This is a genomic window from Streptomyces camelliae (genome assembly GCF_027625935.1).
Taxonomy (GTDB): domain Bacteria; phylum Actinomycetota; class Actinomycetes; order Streptomycetales; family Streptomycetaceae; genus Streptomyces; species Streptomyces camelliae.
In genome coordinates this window covers 5025703-5051736 of sequence record NZ_CP115300.1, presented here as the reverse complement: position 1 = coordinate 5051736, position 26034 = coordinate 5025703, and the positions used below count along the sequence as shown (strand labels likewise).

The 26034-nt window shown below is 70.9% G+C and carries 22 protein-coding genes and 1 tRNA gene; 9 read left to right on the top strand and 14 right to left on the bottom strand.

Annotated elements, in window-relative coordinates; genetic code table 11:
* The first annotated feature begins 320 nt into the window (after positions 1-320).
* Positions 321-812 (top strand): flavin reductase family protein, encoded by a 492-nt coding sequence (locus O1G22_RS23090; RefSeq protein ID WP_374116136.1) that lies wholly within the window; start codon positions 321-323, stop codon positions 810-812.
* Positions 813-839: 27 nt separating this feature from the next.
* Here the strand turns inward: O1G22_RS23090 and O1G22_RS23085 are convergent, their stop codons facing one another.
* Positions 840-1724, bottom strand: a complete 885-nt coding sequence (locus tag O1G22_RS23085; RefSeq protein ID WP_270083061.1) for a sigma-70 family RNA polymerase sigma factor — start codon at positions 1722-1724, stop codon at positions 840-842.
* A gap of 108 nt (positions 1725-1832) precedes the next feature.
* Complete coding sequence (gene arfB / locus O1G22_RS23080; protein ID WP_270083060.1) at positions 1833-2270, bottom strand: alternative ribosome rescue aminoacyl-tRNA hydrolase ArfB; 438 nt, start codon at positions 2268-2270, stop codon at positions 1833-1835.
* Positions 2271-2416: 146 nt separating this feature from the next.
* Here arfB and O1G22_RS23075 point away from each other — a divergent pair, with 146 nt between their 5' ends.
* Positions 2417-2992 (top strand): TerD family protein, encoded by a 576-nt coding sequence (locus O1G22_RS23075; RefSeq protein ID WP_069780172.1) that lies wholly within the window; start codon positions 2417-2419, stop codon positions 2990-2992.
* A gap of 173 nt (positions 2993-3165) precedes the next feature.
* Here the strand turns inward: O1G22_RS23075 and O1G22_RS23070 are convergent, their stop codons facing one another.
* Positions 3166-4572, bottom strand: coding sequence for a M1 family metallopeptidase (locus tag O1G22_RS23070; protein WP_270083059.1), 1407 nt, complete (start codon positions 4570-4572; stop codon positions 3166-3168).
* A 204-nt stretch (positions 4573-4776) separates the two neighbouring features.
* On the opposite strand from O1G22_RS23070, the gene O1G22_RS23065 reads away from it, so the two are divergent.
* On the top strand, positions 4777-5277 hold the full coding sequence (locus O1G22_RS23065) for a hypothetical protein (RefSeq protein ID WP_270083058.1): 501 nt from the start codon (positions 4777-4779) through the stop codon (positions 5275-5277).
* 16 nt (positions 5278-5293) lie between these two features.
* Here O1G22_RS23065 and O1G22_RS23060 read toward each other — a convergent pair whose 3' ends face one another.
* A complete protein-coding gene (locus O1G22_RS23060; protein WP_270083057.1) occupies positions 5294-6001 on the bottom strand; it encodes a pentapeptide repeat-containing protein in 708 nt (235 codons plus the stop codon).
* A gap of 104 nt (positions 6002-6105) precedes the next feature.
* Between O1G22_RS23060 and O1G22_RS23055 the strand changes: the two genes are divergently transcribed.
* Positions 6106-7623: an MFS transporter gene (locus O1G22_RS23055; RefSeq protein WP_428986389.1), complete on the top strand. Its 1518-nt coding sequence runs from the start codon at positions 6106-6108 to the stop codon at positions 7621-7623.
* Between the two features lie 18 nt (positions 7624-7641).
* Here the strand turns inward: O1G22_RS23055 and O1G22_RS23050 are convergent, their stop codons facing one another.
* A complete protein-coding gene (locus tag O1G22_RS23050) occupies positions 7642-8046 on the bottom strand; it encodes a hypothetical protein (RefSeq protein WP_270083056.1) in 405 nt (134 codons plus the stop codon).
* A 296-nt stretch (positions 8047-8342) separates the two neighbouring features.
* On the opposite strand from O1G22_RS23050, the gene O1G22_RS23045 reads away from it, so the two are divergent.
* Positions 8343-8747: a patatin-like phospholipase family protein gene (locus tag O1G22_RS23045; RefSeq protein WP_270086496.1), complete on the top strand. Its 405-nt coding sequence runs from the start codon at positions 8343-8345 to the stop codon at positions 8745-8747.
* 63 nt (positions 8748-8810) lie between these two features.
* On the opposite strand, the gene O1G22_RS23040 is transcribed toward O1G22_RS23045, so the two are convergent.
* The 3 genes from O1G22_RS23040 to O1G22_RS23030 are packed head-to-tail and all read right to left on the bottom strand — an operon-like array spanning position 8811 to position 11411.
* The gene (locus tag O1G22_RS23040) at positions 8811-9290 is read right to left on the bottom strand and encodes a GNAT family N-acetyltransferase (RefSeq protein ID WP_270083055.1); all 480 of its coding nucleotides are present in this window, start codon (positions 9288-9290) and stop codon (positions 8811-8813) included.
* Between the two features lie 24 nt (positions 9291-9314).
* Positions 9315-10736 carry an NAD(P)/FAD-dependent oxidoreductase gene (locus O1G22_RS23035; RefSeq protein ID WP_270083054.1) on the bottom strand — a complete coding sequence of 474 codons (1422 nt, stop codon included), beginning with the start codon at positions 10734-10736 and terminating at the stop codon, positions 9315-9317.
* 9 nt (positions 10737-10745) lie between these two features.
* Positions 10746-11411: a rhomboid-like protein gene (locus O1G22_RS23030; RefSeq protein ID WP_270083053.1), complete on the bottom strand. Its 666-nt coding sequence runs from the start codon at positions 11409-11411 to the stop codon at positions 10746-10748.
* Here O1G22_RS23030 and O1G22_RS23025 point away from each other — a divergent pair.
* The 3 genes from O1G22_RS23025 to O1G22_RS23015 all read left to right on the top strand — a co-directional run bounded on the left by O1G22_RS23025 (position 11410) and on the right by O1G22_RS23015 (position 17101).
* On the top strand, positions 11410-12327 hold the full coding sequence (locus O1G22_RS23025) for an aminoglycoside phosphotransferase family protein (RefSeq protein WP_270083052.1): 918 nt from the start codon (positions 11410-11412) through the stop codon (positions 12325-12327). The two genes, O1G22_RS23030 and O1G22_RS23025, sit on opposite strands and share 2 nt — an antisense overlap.
* A 161-nt stretch (positions 12328-12488) precedes the next feature.
* Positions 12489-14447 carry a hypothetical protein gene (locus O1G22_RS23020; RefSeq protein WP_270083051.1) on the top strand — a complete coding sequence of 653 codons (1959 nt, stop codon included), beginning with the start codon at positions 12489-12491 and terminating at the stop codon, positions 14445-14447.
* A gap of 227 nt (positions 14448-14674) precedes the next feature.
* Entirely contained in the window at positions 14675-17101 is a 2427-nt protein-coding gene (locus O1G22_RS23015) for an N-acetylmuramoyl-L-alanine amidase (RefSeq protein ID WP_270083050.1), read from the top strand.
* A 107-nt stretch (positions 17102-17208) separates the two neighbouring features.
* Here the strand turns inward: O1G22_RS23015 and O1G22_RS23010 are convergent, their stop codons facing one another.
* From O1G22_RS23010 to O1G22_RS22985, 6 genes are all read right to left on the bottom strand, one after another.
* Positions 17209-17892, bottom strand: coding sequence for an ATP-binding cassette domain-containing protein (locus tag O1G22_RS23010; RefSeq protein WP_270083049.1), 684 nt, complete (start codon positions 17890-17892; stop codon positions 17209-17211).
* On the bottom strand, positions 17889-18923 hold the full coding sequence (locus tag O1G22_RS23005) for an ABC transporter ATP-binding protein (RefSeq protein WP_270083048.1): 1035 nt from the start codon (positions 18921-18923) through the stop codon (positions 17889-17891). The genes O1G22_RS23010 and O1G22_RS23005 overlap by 4 nt, the downstream gene beginning before the upstream one ends.
* Positions 18859-20736 carry an ABC transporter permease subunit gene (locus O1G22_RS23000; RefSeq protein ID WP_270083047.1) on the bottom strand — a complete coding sequence of 626 codons (1878 nt, stop codon included), beginning with the start codon at positions 20734-20736 and terminating at the stop codon, positions 18859-18861. The genes O1G22_RS23005 and O1G22_RS23000 overlap by 65 nt, the downstream gene beginning before the upstream one ends.
* A gap of 8 nt (positions 20737-20744) precedes the next feature.
* A complete protein-coding gene (locus tag O1G22_RS22995) occupies positions 20745-22286 on the bottom strand; it encodes an ABC transporter substrate-binding protein (protein ID WP_428986501.1) in 1542 nt (513 codons plus the stop codon).
* 103 nt (positions 22287-22389) lie between these two features.
* The gene (locus O1G22_RS22990) at positions 22390-23658 is read right to left on the bottom strand and encodes a S53 family peptidase (RefSeq protein ID WP_270083045.1); all 1269 of its coding nucleotides are present in this window, start codon (positions 23656-23658) and stop codon (positions 22390-22392) included.
* 480 nt (positions 23659-24138) lie between these two features.
* Positions 24139-24212, bottom strand: a tRNA-Thr gene (locus O1G22_RS22985).
* A gap of 176 nt (positions 24213-24388) precedes the next feature.
* Here O1G22_RS22985 and O1G22_RS22980 point away from each other — a divergent pair.
* A complete protein-coding gene (locus O1G22_RS22980) occupies positions 24389-25717 on the top strand; it encodes an RNA-guided endonuclease InsQ/TnpB family protein (protein ID WP_270083044.1) in 1329 nt (442 codons plus the stop codon).
* The last annotated feature ends 317 nt before the right edge of the window (positions 25718-26034 follow it).

The window sequence follows — 26034 nt, the reverse complement described above, 5'->3', positions numbered from 1 at the left end:
TTCCCAGCCACTGAATCACAGCGCGCTGCCCGCTCGGTACACAGGGTCAACAATTCTTGCCCCTTGTGACTCAAGTCACAGGGGAACATGAACAATTGAGTGGAGTTTCTGCATTTCACACGTGCGTTTACTGAACGCAAGCTTTGTGAGCGTGCGCACAATTGGTCCATTGGACCTAGGACCCGGCTCGGGCGGAGGCCCGATGCGGGGCGCGCAGGGCGGAGATTAGCGTTTCGGGCGTGCTGAAGACTGCCTCCCCCACCGCCCTCACCGCTTCCGGGCATGCTGAGGGGGTGAGCAACGACGAGTTCCGGGCCGCGATGTCCCGGCTGGCCGCGGGCGTGGTCCTGGTGACCGCGCAGGAACCGCCGCTCGACCCGGACGACCCGGACGCGCCGGGCGGGGAGGACGTCGGCATGACCGCCACCGCCTTCCTGTCGGTCTCGCTCGACCCGCCGCTGGTCCTCGTCAGCCTGCGCGAGGGCTCCCGCATGGACGACCTGCTGGCCGAACAGCCCCTGTGGGCGGTCTCGGTCCTCGCCGAGAGCCAGCGCCATGTCGCCGGCCGCTTCGCGATGAAGGGCCGCATCAGCGACCGTCTGCTCTTCGAGGACATCCCCTACGTCCGCGGCGAGGTGAGCGGCGCACCCCTGGTCGGCGGCGCGCTGGCCACCCTGGAGTGCCGCACCGAGCAACGCGTACCGGCCGGCGACCACACCCTGGTCATCGGCCGCGTCCTCACCGCGCGCGTGCCCAGCGCCGAGGGCGGGCCCCTGTTGTACTTCCGGGGGCGGTACCGGCAGGTGGGCTGAGCACCGGCACCACGCCCGAGAGGTCCGCTACGCCGGCTCGATGCTCAGCTCCGCCAGGCGGGCCGGGTCGGTCACGATGTCGATCGTGGCGATGCGGTCGGCGACGAAGGTGAAGGTCAGGACGCGTTCCAGGCGGCCCTCGGCGTACCGGACCAGGCCCGTGGCGCCGTCCACCAGAACCGGGCGGGACGTGGCGGCCAGGTGGGCGAAGTTCTTCGCGCCGGAGGCGACCCCCCGCGCCCCGATGGTCGTACCGGCCTCGCCGCGGGCCAGCACGTCCGGGTCGAGGACGGCGAGCAGGCCGTCGAAGTCGCCGTCCCGTGCCGCCGCCAGGAAGGCGTCGACCACCGCCCGCTGCCGTACCAGGTCGGTCTCCGGCGCGTCCGCGCCCCGCACCCGCCGCCGCCCCCGGCTGGCCAGCTGCCGCGCCGCCGCCGGGGTGCGCCCGAGGATCCCGCCGACCTCCTCGAACGGCACCCCGAACAGGTCGTGCAGCACGAACGCCAGCCGCTCGGCCGGGGTGAGCTGGTCGAGGACGACGAGCAGGGCCGTGCCGACCGAGTCGGCGAGCAGGGCGTCCTGCGCGGGGTCCGGCCCGGCGGAGACCGCCGGCTGCCAGGTGTCCAGGGGCTGTTCGCCCCGGGTGCGGCGGGAGCGGAGCATGTCGAGGCAGACCCGGCCGACGACGGTCGTCAGCCAGCCCCCGAGGTTGTCCACCGCGCTCGTGTCGGACCGGTTCAGCCGGAACCAGGCCTCCTGCACGGCGTCCTCGGCCTCCGCGGCCGAGCCCAGCATCCGGTAGGCGACGGCCCGCAGATGCCCCCGGTACGCCTCGAACCGCTCGGCGAGGACGTCGTCGTGGCCGTGGGGGTGGTCGCGGTGCTGGTCGGGGTGCGTGTCGTGCTCGTTCATCGGTGCTCCGGCCTCTCGGTCGCCGTACGTCGGTGTCGGTGTCTCCACGACACCGACGTACGGCGTCCCGGAAGTGTGACGGGCGGCCCGCTCTCCGCCCTGCGCGGCCTACTGCCAGTCGCGCCCGGAGCGGCCGCGCTTGGTGTCGGAGCGCTGCTTCTTCTCCCGCAGCCGGCGTTCGTTGATGCCGCGCGGGATACGGGTGGGCCTGCGGGGCCTGGGCGGGGGCGCGCTGGCCTCCGCGAGGAGCGCGGCGAGGCGTACGGCGGCGGCCTCGCGGTTGCGCCACTGGGAACGGTGCTCGGAGGAACGGACGGTGACGACTCCGTCGACGAGCCGGCCGGCCAGCCGCTGCAACGCCCGTTCCTTCCACACCGGCGGGAGCGCCTCGGTGCGGGCCAGGTCGAAGCGCAGCTCCACCTGCGAGTCACTGGTGTTGACGTGCTGTCCGCCGGGCCCCGACGAGCGGGAGAAACGCCACATCAGCTCGGCCTCGGGCAGCGAGACGGAGCCACGGATGACGTAGGGACCGGACATGTCCACCATGGTCGCGCGGGTGACCGGTCCACGTCACTCGAAATAACCCGGGTAAAGAAAGTAAAGGAAGCCGGAACCTTCCCGGGGTCGCTGGGCGTTCTTAGGGATGGCTGTAGGTTTTCCGCCGTACCGAACCAAGGGAAGGGACTCCCAGAATGGCTGTAAGCCTGTCCAAGGGTGGCAACGTCTCGCTCACCAAGGAGGCTCCGGGCCTGACCGCCGTCACCGTGGGCCTCGGCTGGGACGTCCGCACCACCACCGGCACGGACTTCGACCTGGACGCCTCCGCCATCGCGGTCAACGCGCAGGGCAAGGTCTACTCGGACGCCCACTTCGTCTTCTTCAACAACAAGCAGACGCCGGACAACACCATCGTCCACACCGGTGACAACCGCACCGGCCAGGGCGAGGGCGACGACGAGGCGATCAACGTCAACCTGGCCGCCCTCCCGGCCGACATCGACAAGGTCGTCTTCCCGGTCTCCATCTACGACGCCGAGAACCGCGGCCAGAACTTCGGCCAGGTCCGCAACGCCTACATCCGCATCGTGAACCAGGCCGGCGGCGCCGAGATCGCCCGCTACGACCTCTCGGAGGACGCCGCGACCGAGACCGCGATGGTCTTCGGCGAGCTGTACCGCAACGGCGCGGAGTGGAAGTTCCGCGCGGTCGGCCAGGGTTACGCCTCGGGCCTGGTCGGTATCGCCCAGGACTTCGGCGTCAACGTCTGACAGTCCGCCGCGCTGAGCGCGGAACCCCGGGTGGCGGCCGGCCACGGCCCGCTGCCCGGGGCTTTTGCCGTCCTGGACGGAAAACTGCCCTGGACAGAAGACCGTCCTGGACGGAAAAAGGCGAAGACGTGTGCCGTCCCCGGCGATACGTTGCCCGCCCCGGTGCCGGTCGTTCAGGCGTGGGACGGTTTGCCGTCGCCGTACAGCCAGTCCTTCCAGATCTCGGTGAAGTCCTGGTCCGGGAACCGTTTCTCCACGTAGGCGGTGAAGTCGGCGGTGTCGGCGTAGCCGTAGCGGTGGTCGGCGGGCCAGCTGCGCAGGAAGGCGAAGAAGGCCTTGTCGCCGATCTTCTGGCGGATCTTGTGCAGGACCATCGCGCCGCGCTCGTAGACGGGGCTGTCGGAGATGTGGGCGGCGCCGGACGGCTTCGCGGGCGGGTAGGCCCAGATCGAGTCGTCGTCTCCGTCGTAGAGGTCGGTGAAGATCTTCTGGGCGCTGTCACCGCCGTGGTCCTCCTGCCACAGCCACTGGGCGTAGGTGGCGAAGCCCTCGTTGAGCCACATGTCCTGCCAGGACTTGGGGGTGACGCAGTTGCCGTACCACTGGTGGGAGAGTTCGTGCACGACCGTGCCGACGTCCGGGGCGCCGGGAAAGGTGGGCCGGTCCTGGGTCTCCAGGGCGTACCCGGAGGAGCCCGGCGCGGCGACGATCGCACCGGCGGAGGAGAAGGGGAACGGGCCGAAGACGCCCTCCTCCCACTTGATGATGTCGGGCAGCTGGGCCAGCACGTCCGCACTGTCCTTCGCCACGTCCGGGTCGACGGCGGTGAGGATCGGCAGCCCGTGCGGGCCGGTGGTGCGGGCGAGGGTGAAGTGGCCGATGGCGACCGTGGTCACGTAGCTCGCCATCGGCTGGGCGGTGTGCCAGTGGAAGGTCGTCCGGCCGCCGTGGGTGCTCTGCCCGGTCAGCACGCCGTTGGAGACGGCCTGGAGGCCCTGGGGGACGGTGACGGTGATGTCGTAGGTCGCCTTGTCGGAGGGGTGGTGATTGCCCGGGTACCACGCCATCGAGCCGACCGGTTCGCCGAGCCCGAGCGCGCCGTCGGCGGTGGGCAGCCAGCCCTCCTTGGAGCCGTCGGGGTCGGTGAGGGTGTGCGGGACGCCCGAGTAGCGGACGGTCGTGCGGAACGTCTCGCCCGCGTTCAGGTCGTCGTGCGGGCGGACGGTCAGCTCCTGCCCGGCCCGGCTGAACAGCGCGTCCTTGCCCTCGACGGTGACCGCGTCGACGTGCAGCCCGTCGAGGTCGAGGTCGAAGGCGGACAGGTCCTGGGTGGCGCGGGCGGTGATCACCGCCGTACCGGTGAGCCGGTGGCCGGACGGGGTGTAGTCGAGGGTGAGGGCGTAGTGCTCCACGTGATAGCCACCGTTGCCGGCCTTCGGGAAGTACGGGTCGTGTACGCCGGAGCCGCCCGGGGTGCCGTGCACACCGCCGTCGCACGCCGTGCCGGTGAGGGCGAGGCTGAACGTGAGCAGGGCCGCGATGGTCGGGGCGGCCACGGCGAGGCGTACGGATCGGGGCACGAGGGCGATCCTAGGGGGCGCCGGTCTTACTTATGGGGAGCCGAAATCAAGAGTTAGGGGGGCCGGGATCAAGAGTTGCGGGCCCCCCGTATCAAGAGTCTCGGGGGTCGGGATCAAGAGTCTCGGGGGTCGGGATCGAGAGTTATGGGGCCCGGAATCCAGAGGCGCGCTGGGACTCTCCGCGCCTCGTGACACCATCGGTGCGTGCTCGACATCGGCTACGCCCTCTCCAACCGCTTCCCCGACCCGCCGCAGACCGACTACCGTCGCGCGGACGTCCACGCGCTGCGCCACGACCTGTTCTGCGGCGACGTCTACCTCGCGGACACCAAGACCGACCGGGAGCTGTCCACAGCCTGGGGATGGGTGCCGGTGTTGGACTTCGCGTGGGCGCTGTGCGACATCGTGGAGCAGCTGGACCGGGATCCGATGGGCTCGCGCGCCGCCCGGCCGCAGCAGGCGGAGCTGGACTTCACCGAGTCCACCGACCGGATGCTGTTCGAGCGCCGCTTCGGCTGGGTGGACGTCGAGGCCGACTGGATGCCGGCCGAGGAGGCGCCGCTCACCTTCTCGCACACCGAACTGCGCCGCGAGGCCCGCGACTTCCTGCACGATCTGATCGCCGACCTCACCGACCTCCACGAGGACCTGGCGGAGAACCCGGCGATCTGGACCCTCCAGGCCCGCTTCCCCCGCGTGCCCTGACCTCGAAAGCCGGCTGTCAGTCCGCCACTCTGATCCCCAGCTCCACGGCCAGCACCGGTGCCAGATCCAGCAGTTGCCCGGTGCTGATCACCGCCCCGGACAGCCGGTCCAGGCCGCGGACGATCTCCAGCGGAGCGGCGCCACGCAGGTCGACGTCCTTCAGCGTCGCGCTGCCGAAGTCGGCTCCCTTCAGCGCGCAGTCGACGAACTCCACCCGCTCCAGGCTCGCGCCCGCGAAGTCCGGCTCGACCAGGACGCAGGACTCGAAGACGACGTCCTTGAGTCTGGCCTCGCGCAGATTGAGATAGTCGATCTTGCCGCCGCGGATCACGACCCGCTCCAGCACTGCGCCGTGCAGCTGGGTGCCGCCGAGGCGCGCGTCGATCAGCTCGACATCCCGGAACGTGGACTCGGCGAGATGCGTGCCGACCCCGCGCGGACCGGTCAGCACCGAGTCCAGCACTCTGGCCCGGCCCAGCGCCGTACCGTCCAGTCCGCAGGCCGTCAGCGCGCAGTCCATGAACCGGGCGCCCGTGCCGTCCTGCCCGCTCAGGTCCGCGTCCCGGAACTCCAGCCCGTCGTAGTCCCCGTCCGGCTCCAGCTCGCCCTCGGCCCACGGGGTCAGCGGCGGCAGCCGCAGCTCCGGCCGCCGCGCGCCCTTCACCCGGCTCCCTTGGCTCCCGCTCGCCCGGCTCCCGCCCTCACCCGTCGCTCTCCTCGCCATGCCCCCCATGCTGCACCCCGCCACTGACAATCGCCCTGACCAGGGAAAACACCCAGAAGACCGGCCCGGATGCGATACGCCCCGATTCATGGTCTTCTGACGGGGTGAGTATCGGCCGAACGGGTGAAGCAGGGGCTCCCGGGACGGCCCCGGACGGCGGAGCCGACGCGCACCGCTGGTGGGCCCTGGTCGTCATCGCGCTCGCCCAGCTGATGGTGGTCCTGGACGCGACGATCGTGAACATCGCGCTCCCCTCAGCCCAGCACGCCCTGCACATCTCCGACGGCAACCGGCAGTGGGTGATCACCGCCTACTCCCTCGGCTTCGGCGGGCTGCTCCTGCTCGGCGGCCGGATCGCCGACCTCGTCGGCCGTAAACGCACCTTCGTCATCGGGCTCGTCGGCTTCGCCGCCGTCTCCGCGCTCGGCGGCGCCTCCACCAGCTCCGGCATGCTCTTCGGCGCCCGCGCGCTCCAGGGCGTCTGCGCCGCCGTCCTCGCGCCCTCCGCACTGTCCCTGCTGACCACGACGTTCACCGGCCCGCGCGAACGCGGCAAGGCCTTCGGGGTGTACGGCGCGCTCGCGGGCAGCGGTTCGGCGATCGGGTTCATCGTGGGCGGAGTGCTCACCGAGTACCTGAACTGGCGCTGGTGCCTGTACGTCAACGTCCCCATCGCCGTCGTCGCGGTCCTGGGCGCCGTCACCCTTCTCCACGACCGCCCCGGCCACCGCGAGGCCCGCCTCGACATCCCCGGCGTGCTGCTGGGCTGCGGCGGGCTGGTGGCGATCGTCTACGGATGCAGCGAGGCGCAGCCGCGCGGCTGGACCGCCCCCCTGGTCCTGTCCCTCCTCGCAGCCGGAATCCTCCTGCTCACACTCTTCATCTTCTGGCAGACAAAGGCGCCGAGCCCCCTGCTCCCCCTGCACATCCTGCGCGACCGCACCCGCGCGGGCTGCTTCCTGACGATGATGCTCGCGGTCGTCGGCATGTTCGGCCTGTTCCTGTTCATGACCTACTACCTCCAGGTCATCCTCGGCTACTCGCCCCTCAAGGCGGGCCTCGCCTTCCTCCCCCTGACCGCCGCGATCGTCACCGCCTCCACCCAGATCTCCGCACGCCTGCTGCACCACGTGCCGCCCCGCACCCTCATGGTCCCGGGCACCCTGCTGGCCAGCTCCGGCCTCCTTCTGCTGACCCGGATGACCCCCCACTCCTCCTACGCCGGCGAAATCCTGCCCGCGCTGCTCCTGATGGGCCTGGGTATGGGCCTGACCTTCATGCCGATCTTCGCCACGGCGACGGCAGGCGTGGCCCCACGCGACTCGGGGGTCACCTCCGCGACGGTGAACACCTGCCAGCAGGTGGGTGGTTCGATCGGTACGGCCCTGCTCAACACCATCGCCACCAGCAGCGCCGCCGCCTACATCACCGCCCACCTGCACAGCCCCGCGGCAAAGCCCACGGTGGTCCCGGCGGGCGTGGTCCACGGCTACACGGTCGCGATCTGGGTGGCAGCCGGGGTGATGCTCCTGGCCGCCCTGACCGCCGCCGTGCTGGTCACGGCGAAGGCCCCGAAGCACGCGGCACGGACGGGGACACCGGCGCGGGAGTCGGTGCGCTGAGCTCGGCTGCCGTCGGCCCTAATCCCACACCACGGACCACACAGCCGCACCGTGCGGTACGTCCGGGATGTCCTGGTAGTCGTCCACCAGATCCGGGATCACCCCACTGGCCTCGAACCCTTCGATCCACGCGGCGCAGGTGGCCTCGTCCGCCGTGGCGCAGATGGCGATGGCCTCTGCGGTGAGTTCCTCCATCTCCAGTGTCTCCGGGTGCAGTTGAACCCGCACCCACGCAACGCCCGCGCGCTGCTCGATGACGCGCAGGCGTTCGGCCAGATCCGCGAGAGGAGGACGGCCGTAGCCCCACTGGTTCGGTGCGATGCATCCCTCGTCGTCGTTGCCGGCGAAGAACTCGTCCAGGGTGAGCAAAGGCATCACGCCTTCGTCTCCGGCCCGGTTGATCACTTGCTCAACGGAGATCACGGCCAGGGATCCTCGCACACGGAGGTGCCTGCGCATGCAGCCAGTGCAGTGCCGTACCCGGTGAGCTCTTCCAGCGTTGCCGCTCCCGCGATTCGGTGAAGTCGGCGAAGTCGTCCCCGATGGTTTCGCGCGCCTGCCCCCGTCCGTGGGCGGTGGTGGTGCTGCCGGCATGGCGTGGTTGATCGGTTTCTCCATGCTGTGCAGGAGACCGGTGTGTCCCTTGCTGACGCCGACATCACGGTGGGCACCTCTGCGGGGGCGACGGCCGCGACGCTGCTGCGCCGGGCAGGGAAAGGCTGCTTGAAGGAGGCGTACCGGAAGCTGACCACGCCCGGACAGAGGACGGGATACCCCTGACCACGGCGCTGCGGGCCTCAAGCGCCGTCCCGGGGGTGTGGCCCGTGGTCGAGGCCGCAGGGGAGCAGTACGTCGATGCGGGCGTGGCCAGCGCGACCCACTGCGACCTCGTCGACGATGTGCGCCGTGTGGTCGTCCTGCGGCCGACGCCCAACCTCCAGGGACCGATCGCACGGGAAGAGGCGGTGCTGGAGCGGGCGCTCGTCATCGAACCGGACGAAGAGTCCCGCCGTGCCTTCGGCGACAACTCCATGGATCCCGCAACGCGCGAGGACGCAGCCGTGGCGGGCCACCGCCAGGGACAGGCGCAGGCGCACCGTGTCAAGGCCTACTGGAGCGCGTGACGGCGAGCTCCGCGGCGGCCGAACATCCCGCACGCAAGGCGCCCGGTGGGGGCCGGCCCGCGCCTACTCCTGCGCCCCCAGCTCGGCCAGCGCCCCCTCCGTCAGCCGGTACACCGTCCACTCGTCCTGCGGGCGGGCGCCCAGGGACTCGTAGAAGCCGATCGCGGGCGCGTTCCAGTTCAGCACCGACCACTCCAGGCGGCCGTAGCCTCGCTCCACGCAGATCCGCGCCAGCTCGGCCAGCAGGGCGCGGCCGTGGCCGGCGCCGCGGGCGGCCGGGCGGACGTACAGGTCCTCCAGGTAGATGCCGTGCACCCCGCGCCAGGTGGAGAAGTTCAGGAACCACAGCGCGAAGCCGACCGGCTCGCCGCTCCCGTCGTCCACCGCCATGTGCGCGAACGCGGCCGGCCGCTCCCCGAACAGCGCCTCCCGCAGCTGCTCCTCACTCGCCCGCGCCTCCTCCAACGCCTTCTCGTACTCGGCGAGTTCACGGATCAGGGCGTGGATGACGGGGACGTCGGCGGGGGTCGCGGCGCGAATCATGAGCCGAGGCTAACCCGGCGGCGCTCAGTGCCGCCCCGCCACCCGGTCCGCGAGCTTCGCCAACCGCGAGGACTCCGCACCGGGCCGGAGGCGTTCGCGTTCGTCGGCGGCCCGGTACGTGGCGTACATGCCGTGGACGCCCAGCCAGCGGAAGGGTTCCGGTTCCCACTTGCGGACCTTGTGCTGCACCCAGGGCAGGTCCGTGAGGTCGGTGCGGCCGGCCTGACCGGAGTCCTGCTGGACCAGGTCGCGCAGGGTGCGGGCGGCCAGGTTGGTCGTCGCGACGCCGGAGCCCACGTAGCCGCCCGCCCAGCCGAGGCCCGTCGAGCGGTCCAGCGACACCGTCGCGCACCAGTCGCGGGGGACGCCCAGGACGCCCGACCAGGCATGCTGCACCCGTACCCCGGTCAGGGACGGGAAGAAGCGGGTCAGGATCTCCGTCAACGCCTCTGTCGTCGCCTGCTGGGTGCGGCCGTCGTTGTCCGTGCGCGAGCCGAAGCGGTACGGGATTCCGCGCCCGCCCAGTGCGATCCGGCCGTCGGCCGTGCGCTGCGCGTACATGTACGCGTGCGCCATGTCGCCCAGGGTCTCGCGGCCCTCCCAGCCGACCGCCGCCCACTGCTCCTCGGTCAGCGGCTCGGTCGCGATCATCGAGGAGTTCATGGGGAGCCAGGTGCGCTTCTGGCCCTTCAGGGACGCCGTGAAGCCCTCCGTGCAGCGCAGGATGTACGGCGCGCGGACCGTGCCGTACGGGGTCACCGCGTGCTTGGGGCGGATCTCCGTCACCGGCGTCGACTCGTGGATCGTCACCCCGAGGGCTTCGACCGCCGCGGCCAGGCCCTTCACCAGCTTCACCGGGTGCAGGCGCGCCCCGTGCGGGGTCCACGTCGAGCCGACCGCGTCCGCGACCCGGATCCGCTCGGCCGTCTCCCGGGCGCCGTACAGCTCCCGGTCCTTCTCGCCGTACGACAGCTCGTGCTCGTGGAAGGCCTTCAGCCGGGTCAACTGGGCCGGCGTGGTGGCCACTTCCAGGACTCCGCCCCGGTGGATGTCCGCCTCGATGCCCTCCGCCGCCGCCACCGCGATCACCTCGGCGACGGTGTCGTTCATGGCCTTCTGGAGGCGTACGGCGGCCTCCCGGCCGTGCAGCCGGGCGTACCGGTCGCGGCCCGCGATGCCGTTGTACAGCCAGCCGCCGTTGCGGCCCGAGGCGCCGTAGCCGCAGAACTTCTGCTCCAGGACGGTGATCCTCAAGAACGGCGCCGCCTTCTTGAGGTAGTACGCCGTCCACAGGCCTGTGTATCCGCCGCCGACGATCACGATGTCGGCCGAGGCGTCACCGGACAACGGCTCGCGCACCGCCGCCGGGAGGCCGTCGTCCGCGTACCAGAAGGAGATCCCGCCATTGACGACACCATGGCCGACTCTGCTTGCCGAGCTGCTCATGGCGGGACGTTAATCCCTCATGGCGGCCAGTGTCTCCTTCGGATTCCATGCTTTTCCGCGCCCTCTGACCAGTGGATAGCAGGCCAGCCCGATCAGCACCGAGACGAAATGACCGAGATCGGTGAAGGTCCGGCCCGCGGTCAGCGGCAGGCTGAAGATGATCAGCACCGCCAGGAGGTACGCGTACCGCCAGGGCGGCGCGATGCGGTAGGTGAGGACCGCGATGACCCCGGCCAGCGCGTAACTCACCCCGATGTCCAGGGTGTTGACCGCCGAGTGCGGGGCGATGCCGTCGCGGATCGCCTTCAGCAGGGCGCCCTCGCTGATCAGCGTCGCGAGGACGTGCGCCAGCGCGCACACCGCGAGCCAGCGGGCCGTGCCCAGCCACCGCTCGGCCGGCGCGTGGAACACCGTGTAGAGGAAGGCGTACGGGATCCATTTGCCGCTGTCGATCCACATCGCGCTCGCCACCAGCACCCGCACCGGGTTGCGCGACAGCTCGTGGATGTTGGTCGACCGCTGCCGCAGGAAGTGCTGCTCGAAGTCCGGCGACATGTGGTGCAGCGCGACGGTCGTGACGAACAGGACCACCAGCCACACATAGGTGCCGGGCGCGCTGCGGATCCACGCCCGGACTCGCTCCCGCGCCCTCCTCAGGCCCCGTCTGATTCGCATGAGCCGATTCACGCACGCCAGTATCGTCCGGTCCGTGATCGACATTCCCGCCGAACTGGCCGAGGCGCAGGCGACGTACAACGGCGCGGCGGGGCGGGCCTTCGTCGCCGCCCTGCCGGAGCTCACGGCAGACTTCCTGAACCGCTGGGGGCTGCGGCTCGACGGGCCCGCCATGAACGGTGTCAGCGCGCTGGTCCTGCCGGTCGTCCTGGCTGCCGACGGCACCCGGGCCGTGCTCAAGCTCCAGCTGCGGGACGAGGAGAACGAAGGCGAGCCGGTCGCGCTGCGGGTCTGGGACGGCGACGGGGCCGTACGGCTCCTCGACCACGACCCGGAGACCGGGACCCTGCTGCTGGAGCGGCTGGACACGTCCCGGATGCTCTCCTCGGTGGCCGACACGCACGCGGCCGTCCAGGTCATCGCCCGGCTGCTCGCCCGTCTGACCTCCTTCCCCGCGCCGCCGGGCATGCGCCGGCTCGGTGACCTCGCCGAGGCCATGCTGGAGCGGACCCCGTGGGCGCTGGAGCGCGTCCCCGATCCCGAGGCCCGCCGCATGGTCGCCGACTGCGCGGCCGCCGTGCGCGAGGTCGTCGCCGAGCCCGGGGACCGGCTGCTGCACTGGGACCTGCACTTCGAGAACGTGCTGGCCGCCGACCGCGCCGACTGGCTCGCCATCGACCCCAAGCCGCTGGCCGGCGACCCCGGCTTCGAGCTGTGGCCGGCCCTGGTCAACCGGTTCGAGGCGGCCGAGGTCGCCTGGCGCTTCGACGCGATGACCGACGTCCTGGGCCTCGACCGGGAGCGGGCCCGCGCCTGGACGCTGGGCCGGCTGCTGCAGAACGCTCTGTGGGACGTGGCGGACGGCCGGCCGGTCGAGGACCGCCGGCTGGAGATCGGGCGGCGACTGCGGGTCTAAACCCCGTCAAGTAAATCTGATCAAGGATTTACCTTTCTCTCATTGTCCCTGGTTGACATGCATCGGCAGCATTCGACTGAACATCACGACTGTCATACGGCTGTCATGGCCAGACCACTCGGTCTGTCCTCATCGCACCACCACACCAGAAGGGCACTTCCTTGCTCTCAGGGAGACACCGGGCGGCATCCACCGCCGCTCTGCTGTCCACCACGGCACTCATATCCACCGCGCTGTCCACCGGATGGCTCACCGCGACCGCCTCCGCCGCGCCGTCGGCCAACGGGGCGGCCCACGTCAAGCACCTGTGTTCCCACCCGACCACGCCGGGTCAGATGGCGTGCCTGGCCGAGGCCCGCACGGACATCGTCCGGCACCTGACGGTCAGCCCGAACACGACCCCGAACGGCTACGGCCCCTCGGACCTGCAGAGCGCCTACAACCTGCCGTCCGCCACCGCCGGCGCGGGCAAGACCGTCTTCATCGTCGACGCCTACGACGACCCGAACGCCGAGTCCGACCTGGCCGCCTACCGGTCCCAGTACAACCTCCCGGCCTGCACCACCGCCAACGGCTGCTTCCACAAGGTGAACCAGACCGGCGGCACGTCGTACCCGACCGCGGACGCGGGCTGGGCCGGCGAGATCTCGCTCGACCTCGACATGGTCAGCGCGGTCTGCCCGCAGTGCCACATCACGCTGGTCGAGGCCTCCTCGCCCAGCATGACGGACATCGGCACGGCCGAGAACGAGGCCGTCGCCCTCGGCGCCAAGTACGTCTCCAACTCCTTCGGCGGCACCGAGGACCCGAGCGAGACCACCGCCGACGTCCAGTACTTCAACCACCCCGGCGTCGCCGTCACGGTCAGCGCGGGCGACGGCGGCTACGGCGCCGAGTACCCCGCGTCCTCCCCGTACGTCACCGCGGTCGGCGGCACCTCGCTCAGCCGCACCAGCAACACCCGCGGCTGGACCGAGTCCGTGTGGTCCACCAGCAGCACCGAGGGCACCGGCTCCGGCTGCTCCGCCGACGAGGCCAAGCCGACCTGGCAGACGGACAGCGGCTGCAGCCACCGCACGGTCGCGGACGTCTCCGCGGTCGCCGACCCGGCCACCGGCGTCGCCGTCTACGACACCTACGGCGGCTCCGGCGGCTGGAACGTCTACGGCGGCACCAGCGCCTCCGCGCCCATCATCGCGGGCACCTACGCCCTCGCCGGCACCCCGTCCGCGAACAGCTACCCGTCCACGTACGCCTACGGCCACAAGTCGGCCCTGAACGACGTGACCACGGGCAGCAACGGCAGCTGCTCCCCGAGCTACCTGTGCACCGCCGGCACCGGCTACGACGGCCCGACCGGCCTCGGCACGCCCAACGGGACCGCCGCCTTCGCCGCCGGCGCGAACTCCGTCAACTCCCTCCAGCCCGGCCAGAAGCTCACCTCCGGCCAGAAGCTGAGCAGCGCGAACATCACGCTGACGATGGGCAGCGACGGCAACCTCGTCGCCTACCTGAAGACGAACGGCGCCAGCGGCAGCGGCCCGGCGATCTGGGCCAGCAACACCTCCGGCCACTCCGGCGCCTACGCCTACATGCAGACCGACGGCAACCTGGTCGTCTACTCCAGCAGCGGCACCGCCCTGTGGTCCACCCACACCTACGGCAACTCCGGCGCCTCCTTCCTGGTCCAGGACGACGGCAACCTGGTCGTCTACTCCAGCAGCGGCAGCGCCCTGTGGTCCGACGGCACCTACATGCGCTCGGCGACGATCGGCTCCGGGCAGAAGCTCAAGGGCGGCTCGTGGGTCCAGGGCAAGTACACCCGCCTGGTGATGCAGCCGGACGGCAACTTCGTCATGTACCGCAAGCGTGACGGCAAGGCGATCTGGACCAGCAACACCTACGGCCACGCCGGCGCCTACGCGTACATGCAGACCGACGGCAACCTGGTCGTCTACTCCAGCGGCGGCACCGCCCTGTGGTCCACCCACACCTACGGCAACTCCGGCGCGTACGCCCTGATGCAGAACGACGGCAACTTCGTCGTCTACAAGAGCACCGGCGGCCCCGGCAAGGGCGGCGCCCTGTGGGCGAGCGGCACCCAGTCGTACGTGCCGTGACATACCTGCTCTGAAAACACCGCTGGCCCGGGGGGAAACCCCGGGCCAGCGGCGTATGTGACGCTTAAACGTTCTGGTGCGCTGGTATTCCAGGGGACTCCTGTGACAGCTGTGCCCCCGCAATGACTGCTGATGACAACGACAACAGGTCTTCCGGGTGGGGCATGAGAACTGAACACAGAGTTCGGCGCGGTCGCCGTCGAGCCGGTCTGAAGAAGCGCACATGGGTGGCGCTGGGGGCGGTCGTCGCCGGCGGCGGCGTGGCGGTGGCGACCGTCGCCATGGCCGGTTCGCCGAACCATGGCAACGCGTCGGCCGCGCCGGGACCGATCAAGACACATGTCCACTCGCTGTCCCTCACCGGGAACAGCGCGTCGCTCAAGACGCTGGGGGCCCAGTCCACGGCTCCGTTCAGCATGGTGGGCGTCACCTGGAACGGCGCGCACGCCACACTGCGCGGCACGGTCGAGGTACGGACCCGCTCCGCCGACAGCGGCCACTGGACACCGTGGCTGAAGATGCAGCAGCCGGACGACATCCCCGACGCCGCCGAACTGAACCGTCCCGGTGTGCGCGGCGGAATGTCACCCATGTGGTCGGGGCCGTCGAACGGAATCCAGGTCCGCGCGACCGGCGCGGGCAAGGCGCTGCCCGCCGGACTGCGAGTGGACCTGGTCGACCCGGGCAAGCCCGCCACCAGCGGGACGCCGGACTCCGGCATGGCCCCGGCGGCCTACGCCATGGACGCGACCGCCACCGACAGCGCGACGCCGACGGACAGCGTGTCCCCGACGGACAGCGTCTCCCCGACCGACAGCGTCTCCCCGACCGACACCGCGACGGACTCCGCCTCACCCACGGACACCCCCACCACCACGGACACCCCCACCGCCACGGACTCCGCGTCCGGCACGCCGTCCACCGGGACCTCCGCCTCCGCATCCGCATCCGACTCCGCCTCGCCGAGCACCTCCCCGACGCCCTGGCCCAGCCAGCTCCCGTCGATGTCCGACGCGTACCCGTCCTGCACGACCTCCTCCGCCAGCCCCACCCCGTCCTCGTCGCCGACCCCACCGGACCCGATGCCGGCCGCGACCACCTCGACGGTGGCACCGCCCACCGTGGTCACCCGGGCCGGCTGGGGCGCCGACGAGTGCGCCCGGGACACCGGCTACCCCTCGTACGGCTCCGCCGTGAAGGTCATGTTCGTCCACCACACGGACACCACCAACACCTACTCCTGCACGGACTCCCCGGCGATCGTGCGCAGCCTCTACGCCGCGCACCTCAGCCAGGGCTGGCGCGACCTCGGCTACAACTTCCTCGTCGACAAGTGCGGCACGATCTTCGAGGGCCGCTTCGGCGGAATGGCGCTGCCGGTCGTGGGCGCCCAGACCTACGGGTTCAACACCAACAGCATGGGCGTGGCCGCCATCGGCACGTACACCGACCTCAGCGGCGGCGACTCCACGGCCAGCACCTTCCCCGGAGCCACGCCGAGCCAGGCGATGCTGGGCTCCATCGCCCGGATCGCAGCCTGGAAGTTCGGCATGACCGGAGTGGACCCGAGCACCGGCACCGCGACCCTGCCCGAGGGATCCTCCAACAGCTCCGGCTTCACCCTGGGCCAGAACTACAGCTTCAACGTCATCTCCGGGCACCGTAACGGCTTCGCCACCGACTGCCCCGGCAACCAGCTCTACAACGCCCTGGGCACGGTCCGCTCGTACGCCGCCGGCCCGGTCGGCGCGGTCTCCGTCACCGGGATGTCCGGCGGGGCGGCCAAGTCCGGGACGAGCTACTACACCAAGGGCGCGGCCACGGTGAGCTGGACGACCGCCACGCCGTCCGCGGTGATCTCCGGCTTCGACGTCCTGGTCGACGGCAAGGCCGTGGCGCACACCTCCGGCTCCGCCCGCTCCGCCTCGGTCTCGGTCGCCGCCGGCAGCCACACCGTCCAGGTACGCGCCACCCACGTCCGCGGCGCCACCACACTGTCCGGCCCGGTCACCCTGGTCGGTGACACCACCGCGCCCACCTTCCCGACCGCTCCCGGCGTGCAGGTGCGCACCGGCACGGTGTACTCCTCGTCGGTCCCCGTCACGGTGACGTGGAAGGCCGCCGACAACGCGGCGCTGGCCAAGGTCATGGCGACCGCGCCGGCCTCGGCCACCTTCGGCCCGACCGTGACCTCCTGGAACACCTGGGCCAAGCCCGGCGCCTCGGACCTGTTCGCCCTGAAGGCGTACGACGTGGCCGGAAACACCGGCGGCGCCTCCGTCTACCGGACGCCGAACATCATCCAGGAGACCTCCACCACCCGCACCGGCAGCTGGACCCACAAGAGCAGCACCTCCTACCTGGGCGGCTACTCCTACAGCTCCTCGTCCGCCGGGGCCTCGATCAGCTGGACCTTCACCGGACGCTCGGTGGCCTGGATCGTCTCGCGCGCCTCCACCTCGGGCCAGGCGTACATCTACGTCGACGGCACCAAGGTCTCCACGGTGGACCTGAAGTCCTCCACCACCCTCTACCGCCAGGCGATCTGGACCAAGACCTGGTCCGGCTCCGCCAAGCACACCCTGAAGATCGTCGTGGTCGGCACCTCGGGCCGCCCGACCGTCACCACCGACGGCATCGCGACCATCGGCTGACCGGCCGGCCACACCTCACCAAGGAGCCCTCTGCCCGCGAGAAGTCCGCGGACAGAGGGCTCCCGCGCGAACGCCCGGCGCCGAGCGTCTCCGCGTGGCCTCGATGCTCAGCCCTCATCGGTGACGATCCGCCCGTCCCGCATCCGGACCACCCGGTCCGCGAAGTGCCGTACGACCGCCTCGTCGTGGCAGATGAACAGGCAGCCCAGGCCCAGTTCGTCCCGGAGGTCGGAGAGCAGGTTCAGGACGCCGGCGCGCACCGACGGGTCGAGTGCCGACACCGGTTCGTCGAGGACCAGCAGCCGGGGCTCGGAGGCGAGGGCGCGGGCGATTCCCGCGCGCTGGCACTGGCCGCCGGAGAGCTCGTGCGGGCGGCGGTCGCCGTACGACGGGCCGAGACCGACGAGGTCGAGCAGCTCGGCCACCCGGGCCGGGCCGTCAGGGCCCCAGCGGCCCTGCACCTTCAGCGGCTCGGCCACCGCGTCGCGGATACGGTGACGGGGACTGAGGGAGCCGTACGGGTCCTGGAAGACGGGCTGCATGCGCGGGCGCAGGGGCCGCAGCTCGTCGTCCGACAGACCCGTCAGCTCTTGTCCCTCAAGGCGTACCCGGCCGCTGTCGGGGCGGCGCAGCTGGAGGACGGCCAGAGCTGTGGAGGACTTGCCGCAGCCCGACGGCCCGTTCAGGGCCAGGGTCTCGCCCGCGTCGAGCGAGAACGAGACACGATCGACGGCGGTGACCGTGCCGTAGCGGACGACGAGGTCGCGGACGTCGAGCAGCGGGACACTCATGCGCGGGTCGGCTCCCGGAAGACGTCGGATGCCGGGTGGGGGACGTCCGCCCAGCGGTGGCAGGAGACCAGCCGGCCCTCCACCGGCTGCGGCACCGGCTCCACGCGGTGGCAGACAGCCGCCGCGAGGGGACAGCGCGGGGCGAACGCGCAGCCCGGAGGCAGGGCGCTCGGGGTGGGCGGGGTGCCGGGGAGGACGGGCAGCCGACGGCGGCCGGGGGGCACGTACTGGGGAAGGGAGGCCAGCAGGCCCGCCGTGTACGGGGCGCGCGGGCGGGCCAGCACCTCACGTGCCGGGCCCAGTTCGGCCAGGCGTCCGGCGTAGAGGACCAGGATGCGGTCGGCGTGCTCGCGTACGACGTCCATGTCGTGGGTGACGAGGACGAGCGCGGCCCCGACCGCTGCCCGCTGCTCGCCGAGCACCCGCAGTACCTGGTCCCGGTGGCCCGCGTCCAGCGCGGTCGTCGGCTCGTCGGCGACGACGACGTCGGGCTCGTTGACCGTGGCCATCGCGATGACGGCCCGCTGCCGCATGCCGCCGGAGTACTCGTGCGGATACGCGCGCGCCCGGCGTGCGGCGTCGGGGATCCCCACCCGGTCGAGGGCGGCGACGGCGAGCGCGCGGGCCTTGCTCCGCGTCACGCGGCGCACCGACCGTACGGCGGCGGCGAGTTGATCGCCCACGGGGTGCACGGGAGAGAGGGCGGAGAGGGCGTCCTGCGGTATCAGGGAGATGCGGCGGCCGCGCTGAGCGGCCGGATCCGTCTCCCCGTGCAACCGGATGCTCCCCGTCGTCGTCGCACCTCGTGGCGTCATCCCCAGCAGCGCCCGCGCCGTCAGGGACTTGCCCGCGCCGGACTCGCCGACGAGGGCGAGCACTTCGCGTGGCCGCACGTCGAAGGACAGGCCGCGCACGGCCTCGGCTCCGGCGAAGGCGATCCGCAGATCGCGTACCGAGAGAGCCGCGTCAGCGGCCGGCGGATTCGGTGATCCGGGGGTGTTCGCGGACAGCGGCACGTTCGGCGTTCTCACAGAAGGGCTCCTTTCGTATCGCGGCGGTGGGCAGGGCGGTCAACCGGCGTGGCGCGCGGCGAAATCGGGCGAGTCGGCAGCGTGAGGAGTGGCAGAGCCTGATCCGTCCGGGCACCGCGCGCCCTGCCGACCAGGACGCCGCCGACACCGCGAGGCCCGCCAGCAGAGCCAGTGCGACCGCCGGGGCCAGCGCCGCCCACGGGGCGCGCTCCACGTACGCGCGGGATTCCTCCAGCAGCAATCCCCACTCGGGCGTGGGCGGCTGCGCACCCAGACCCAGAAAACCCAGCGAGGCCAGGGCCAGCGCGATGCCCGGCAGACGCAGGAGCGCATGGCGGGTGACCGGGGCCGCGACCGAGGGCAGGACGTGACGGGTCAGGATCCACCACCGGCTCGCTCCGATGGCCCGCTGGGCGGTCAGGAACGCCGACGCACGGACCTCCTGCACCAGGGCCGATGCATGCGCGGCGAGCGGCGGCCACGAAATCAGTGCTACGGCGAGCGCGGCGCCGCCGGTGCCGGGCCCGGCCGCGGCGGCAACCAGGATCCCGACGATCACCGGCGGCAGCGCGTTCGCGATGTCCGCCGCGCCGGCCGCGATGCCCGGCAGGAAGCCGAGCACGAGGGCGACCAGCAGGCTGAGGGCGCACACCGCTGCCGCGGTGCCCACCGTGGCGGCCGCGCCGTGACCGAGGCGGGCCAGGACGTCACGGCCCAGGCCGTCCGTGCCGAGCGGGTGGGCCCGATCCGGCGGCAGAAGCCGGGCCTTGGCGTCCACCGTGTACGGGTCGCGGAGCAGGCCCCAGCCGATGGCGGCCGACAGTACGGCGGCGAGCGTCAACGGGATCACCGGGTGAGTGCGGGCCGAGCGGGGCGCGGGCAGGGTCAGGCCGGCGTCGCGCAGGACGGGGCCGAGCAGCCGGCGCCGTACGATCGCTGCCAGAGCGCCCGCGGCAAGGCCCAGCGCCAGCAGGGCGAGCACGCACCCCTGGAGCAACGGCAGATCCTGTGACGTGGCTGCGCCGAGCGCCGTACGTCCGATACCGGGCACCGCGAACACCGTCTCCACAGCCACCGCGCCTCCCGTCAGACCGACGGCCGCCATGCCGAACTGCGGAACGAGAGGCGGAAGGACGCGCCGGAGGGCGGCCGCCGCGACCCGGGCACGACTGACTCCGGCCCCCCGCCACAGCTCCGCCCACCGCTCGTCCAGCACGGCGGGCAGCGCTTCCGCGACCAGGCGGCCCAGCAGCCCGCCCGCGGGAACGCCGAGCGCGAACGCGGGCAGCACCACGTACGCGGGACCCTGCCAGCCGGAGGTCGGCAGCCGGCCCAGCCACACCCCGCACACCAGCAAGGCGACCGTGGCCAGCAGGAACTCGGGGAGGGAGGCCAGCATCGCGGCGATCGCGCCGGCCGACTCACGCCCGCGGACGAGCACAGGTGCGACCAGCGCGCAGGCCAGCAGCACGGCCACGGCGAACGCGGCACCCATGAGCCCGAGCGAGACCCGAAGGCCGGAGACGACGGACGGAAGCACGTCCGTGCCCGACACCCACGAGGTGCCGAGGTCGCCGCGGAGCAGCCCGGAAACCCACCGTCCCAGGACTGCGAGGGGCCCCGCGTCCAGGCCGAGATCCGCTCGGATCGCGGCCAGCGCCTCCGCCGTCCCCTCCTGCTCGGCCGAGCGGGCACGCAGCACGGTCAGCGCCGGATCCCTGCCCGAGAGCCAGGGCAGCAGGCCGACGGCGGTCAGCACCGCACCGAGACAGACGAGGCGGGCCGACGCGGCCGGGCCGGCCAACCCCTTCATGACAGCGCTCACTTGACGTAGGTGTCCCTGGTGACGAGTTCACGCTCACGCGGGTCATGCACCGCACCGACGACTCCCGCCGCATCACCCTGGATCACGCGCTCGTGGAGCAGGGGCACCGCCGCGTCCGTGCTGAGCACGGCGGCCTCGGCCGCCGACACGGCCTTCCGGCGCCGGTCCCCGGCAGCGGCCTCGGCCGCCTTGTGCAGGGCCCGGTCCACCGCGGTGTCGGACAGCTGGGAGATGTTGAAGGATCCGTCGGAGGCGAAGTCGCTGTAGAGGTACGCGGCCGGGTCACCGGAGTCGAGGACGGTCGCCCGGGAGAGGATGAAGGCGTCGAACGCGCCCGCGAGCGCGTCGGACTCGATGTTCGCGTACTGGCGGACGTCGAGCTTCACCTCGAAGCCGGCCTTCTGGAGCTGTTGCTGCACGGTGGCCGCCACCTCGGGCAGCTCCGCCCGGTCGGTGAACGTGCCGATGGTGATCGTCTTCCCGGACGGGTCACCGGCCTTGCCGCGCCGGACCGGCGCCCGCAGGTCGGCGGCCCAGGGCAGCGCGGGCCCCAGCAGCCCCTCGGCCACATCGGCGCGGCCCTCGTACACGCCCTCGACGATCGACTCCGCGTCGATGGCCGCACGGGCCGCTGCCCGCAGCGACGCGTCCTTGAAGACGCCGTTCCCCGTGTTCAGGTAGAGGGTGTTGGTGCGCGGCATCGGGACCTCGGTGATCAGCTCCTGATCGAGCACCGCGGCCTGCGACACCGGCACCGCCTCGACGATGTCGGCCTCGCCGCTGCGCAGGGCGGCGGCGCGGGCCGTGCCGTCCGGCACGAACCTCACATCGATGCCGGCCGCCTTGGCCCGGCCGCCCCAGTAACCGTCGTAGCGGTCGAGGGACGCCGACAACGTGCCGTCGACCTTCGTCAGCTCGAACGGACCCGTGCCCGCGCCGACCGGGTCGACGGTCTTTCCCCGGTATGCCTTCGCCGCGAGGATCGAGAGCTGGGGAGAGCTCAGGCGCTGGGGCAGGAGCGGGTCCTCGACGGGGGTGGTGACGACCACCCTGTTCCCGTCGGCCTTCGCGGTCAGGTCGACACCGTCGAGAATGCGGGGTTTCGGGGACGCCGTGGCCGCCCTGGTGAGGGAGTTGACGATCGCCTCGGCGGTGAGCCTGGTTCCGTCGTGGAAGGTGACGCCGTCCCGGACGGTGAAGGTCCAGCTCCGGCTGTGCTGCGTCCAGCCGGTCGCGAGCGCGGGCCGCGCGTCGCCGTCCGCGTCGAGCTTCACCAGGGTCTCGGCGGCGGACCAGCGCGAGAGCTTGAACGCGTCGTCGGACAAGGGGGACAGGCCCGAGCGGGGCGGCTGCATCATCGCGACACGTATGCGTCCTCCCTCGGGCCCGGCCCGGCCGGCTTCCGCCGAGGAAAAGCAGCCGGTCAGAACGACCGAGGCGATGGTGAGCGCGCTCGGGGGGAGCAGCCGGCGGACGGACAGGCGCACAGAACCCTCCGGTAAAGGAACGGTCAAGAAGAGATGCGCCGACCGTAGCATAACGACAATCATTTTCAATCATTGAGGCGAGAAAGGGGGCTGGGCCCGCGCCGCAACAAGTGCGACGCGGACCCAGCCCCCTTCCGTCCGGATGGCGCCGCCGTCAGAAGGCGCCGATGCCGATGGGCGTGCCGAGACCGGTCGGCCCGTCGTATCCCGGACCCGCCGTGCACAGGTAACTACTGCCGCAGGAACCGTTGCTGCCCGAAGTGACGTCGTTGAGCGCCGACGCGTGGCCGTACGGATACGAGCCGTCGACGACCTGAGCGGTGTTTCCCGCCAGCGCATAGACACTCGCGATGATCGGCGACGAGACGCTGGTCCCCCCGACCTCCACCCATCCGTCGGCACCCTGCGCGAGACCGAGCTGAAGCTCGGTGTCGCACAACACCCCACCGCCACAGCTGCTGTACGTGTCATAGACCGCCACCCCCGTGTTGGGGTCGGCGACCGCGGCCACATCGGCGACGCTGCGCTTGGCACATCCGGAGTCGTGCTGCCAGGACGGCTTGGCCTCGTACGCCGAGCAGCCCGAGCCCGCCCCGCTCCAGGCGGTCTCGGTCCAGCCGCGCGAGTTGGACGCCTTGCTCAGCGAGGTGCCGCCCACAGCGGTGACGTACGGGGAGGAGGCCGGCCAGGAGACGCCGTAACCGGAGTCACCCGAACTCGCCGTGATCGCGACGCCGGGGTGGTCGAAGTGCGAGTCGAAGGAGGTGACGGTGTTGTCCTCGGACCCACCCCAGCTGTTGGAGACAGAGACGACGCCCGGTGTGGCGGCAGCGGTGTCCTCGGCCGTCATGAGATCCGGGACGTTCGCCGAGCCCGCCTCGACCAGCAGGATGTGGCAGTCGGGGCAGGTCGCCGAGACCATGTCGAGGTCGAGACTGATCTCCTCGGCCCATCCGTAGTCACCGGAGGGCAGCGGCGACGCCTGGCCGCGCTGATTCACCTTGCGGAAACAGCCGTTGGCGGTCGTGCACGACGGCAGACCGTAGGCGCTGCGGTAAGCGGCCAGGTCGGACTCGGCGTTCGGATCGTCCATGGCGTCGACGATCGCCACCGTGCGACCGGCCCCCGAGGTACCGCCCAGCTTGTAGGCGGAACGCAGATCAGACGGCACGTACCCCACCGTGGTCGGGGATCCGGAGGTGAACGGTGACATGCGGCCCGAGGTGGTGCGGTGGGCTTTCAAGACCCCGAAACAGCGGGCTCGCCCCGCCCGCACGGGATGGAAACAGCCGAAATCCGCCGTACCCGCGGAGGCGGACGCGCGCGGCGCGGACGAGAGAGGGGCGGCCTGGACCCCGGTGGCCAGGCCTATGGAGAGGGCGGTGACGGCGAGTGTGAGCATCGCGGTGAGGGCAGCTGCCATCCTCCGCACCCGGCGTCTCGGTTGGTGGCGGTGGATCACCAGGGATCCGGAGGGTATCTCGCTGCACTGCATCAAGCCTCCGTGCGGTTTCGGGCGGTGCGGAAGGGCCACATGACGAAAAACAGCATTGACAGATGCCATGTCAGGTCAGCTACGGGCCAGGTGGTTTCACCATGCGGCCGCCCTCTTACGGTGGTCAAGGCCATGTCAATGCAGGTCTTGTGAGGCTGCCGCGATGAGCGAGTGAACCGCGGTTGGTGGAGGTGTGTCCGCGCTACTTGTCGTCCACGACAGCACCGACCAGGCGGGAGGTGTACGAGGGCGCCCTCAGGACCGACGCCAGTATCCGCACCACCGCGCTCGACTCGGACACGGTCCAGGCCCTCGCACGGCCACCCTCGTCCACGCGGCCGAGCCAATAAAAAGGCCAAGCAGAGCGCCGCCCTGGGGAGAAACCCCAGGGCGGCGCGGCATTCGAAGAGCCCCCTGTCGGATTCGAACCGACGACCTCGGTCTTACAAGGACCTTGCTCTGGCCAACTGAGCTAAGGAGGCACCGCGCACTACAACGCCGTACGCGAAGGCGGCACCACTGTACACAGAGCCGGATTCCCCAGGCCACGAAGTTCCGCACTCCACACGACCTCAAAACTGAGCGTAACCATCCGTGCACCCGTTCGTTGATCGGTCTGACGTGCTGTTCCGAAGATCGGATCGTCGGGGAGGGGTCCATGGGGAAGCTCGCGGAGAAACCGAAGCCGGAGGCGGTGAGGGGTGAGGAGGCCGAGCGCATCAAGCGCGAGGTCCTCGGCATCGGCGACCGCCGTAAGCACCACACACGCAAGGCGGCCCGGCTGCGGTCCCACGCCAAGGACCCCGAGTCACACCACCGTCTCTACCGGTTTCGCTTCTATCCGACCGAGGAGCAGGCCGAACAGCTGGAGCGGACGTTCGGCGCGTGCCGGTGGGTCTACAACGAGGGGCTGGCGCTGCGCTCGGAGGCCTGGGAGCGGCATCGGGTGAATGTGGGGTTCGCGGAGACGTGCCGGGCTCTGACCGGTTGGAAGCGGGCTGAGGAGACGGCGTGGTTGGGGGAGGTGTCGTCGACGGTGCTTCAGCAGTCGCTTCGGCATCTGGATCAGGCGTACGGCCGGCTTTTCAAGGGGCAGGCGAGGTATCCGAAGCGGAAGGAGAAGGGGCGGTCGCGGGATTCGGCGACGTATGTGCGTACGGGCTTCAGGTGGGTCGAGGATCCGGAGCGGCCCGGTACGGGGTTGATCACGCTGGCCAAGCAGTCGGAGCCGTTGGACATCCGTTGGTCGAGGGCTTTGCCCGCGGGTGTGGTTCCGGTGCGGTTGTCGGTGACGCGGGATCGGGCGGGCCGGTATTTCGTGTCGACGCTGGTGGAGGAGCGAATAGCACGGTTGCCTGCCGTGTTCGTGCCGGGGACGCGGGAGCCGAAGGCGGTCGGGCTGGATGTGGGGCTGGCGTCTCTGGTCACTCTGGATGACGGCTCGAAGTTCGATCATCCGCGGTTGCTGAAGCGGTACGCGGAGAAGCTGGCGCGGTTGCAGCGGGAGCTGCACAGGAAGGTGAAGGGGTCGAAGAACCGGGGGAAGGTCAGGCAGAAGATCGGGCGTCTGTATGCGCTGATCAGGGACGTGCGCAGGGACATGCTGGACCAGTTGACCACCCGCCTCGTGCGCGAGAACCAAGTGCTCGTGGTGGAGGATCTGTCCGTCGTGAACCTGACACGTGCGGCACGCGGGAAAGGCCGGAAGCATAAGGCGAGGCTGAACCAGGCGATCACCGACGCCGCGTGGGGCGAGCTGCTGCGGCTGCTGCGGTACAAGTGCGAGTGGTACGGGCGGAAGCTGGTGGTCGTCGACCGGTTCTTTCCGTCGACTCGGCGTTGTTCGGCCTGTCATGCCATGGGGCCGAGGATGGATGTATCCGTCAGGCAGTGGACGTGTGCCGAGTGCGGTGCGCTGCATGACCGGGATGTGAATGCGGCCGTGAACCTCCGGGACGAGGGGGTGCGGTTGCTGGCCGCCGCGTAGGCGGCTGATGCGGTACGGACCGACGGGCCGTCGGCCGGAATGCCTGTGGAGTCCGTGTAAGACCGGTCAGGCGCAGTTCAGCAGGGCTGTGTGTGGTCGGCGGTGGGCAGTGAAGCAGGAAGCCCTCAGGCAAGGTCACAAGTGCGTTGCTCTACCTCCGCTCGAAAATTTCCGCGAAGTTCACAGTGGCATGGGTACTGACAGACGAGTGAACGCCAGGTACCGTCCTGATCCAGTTCACTCGGTTCACCTGTGTGGGCTACACCAACCACCTTCCTACAACGGATCGTCCGGCACGTTCCTGCCGGTAGAAGGGG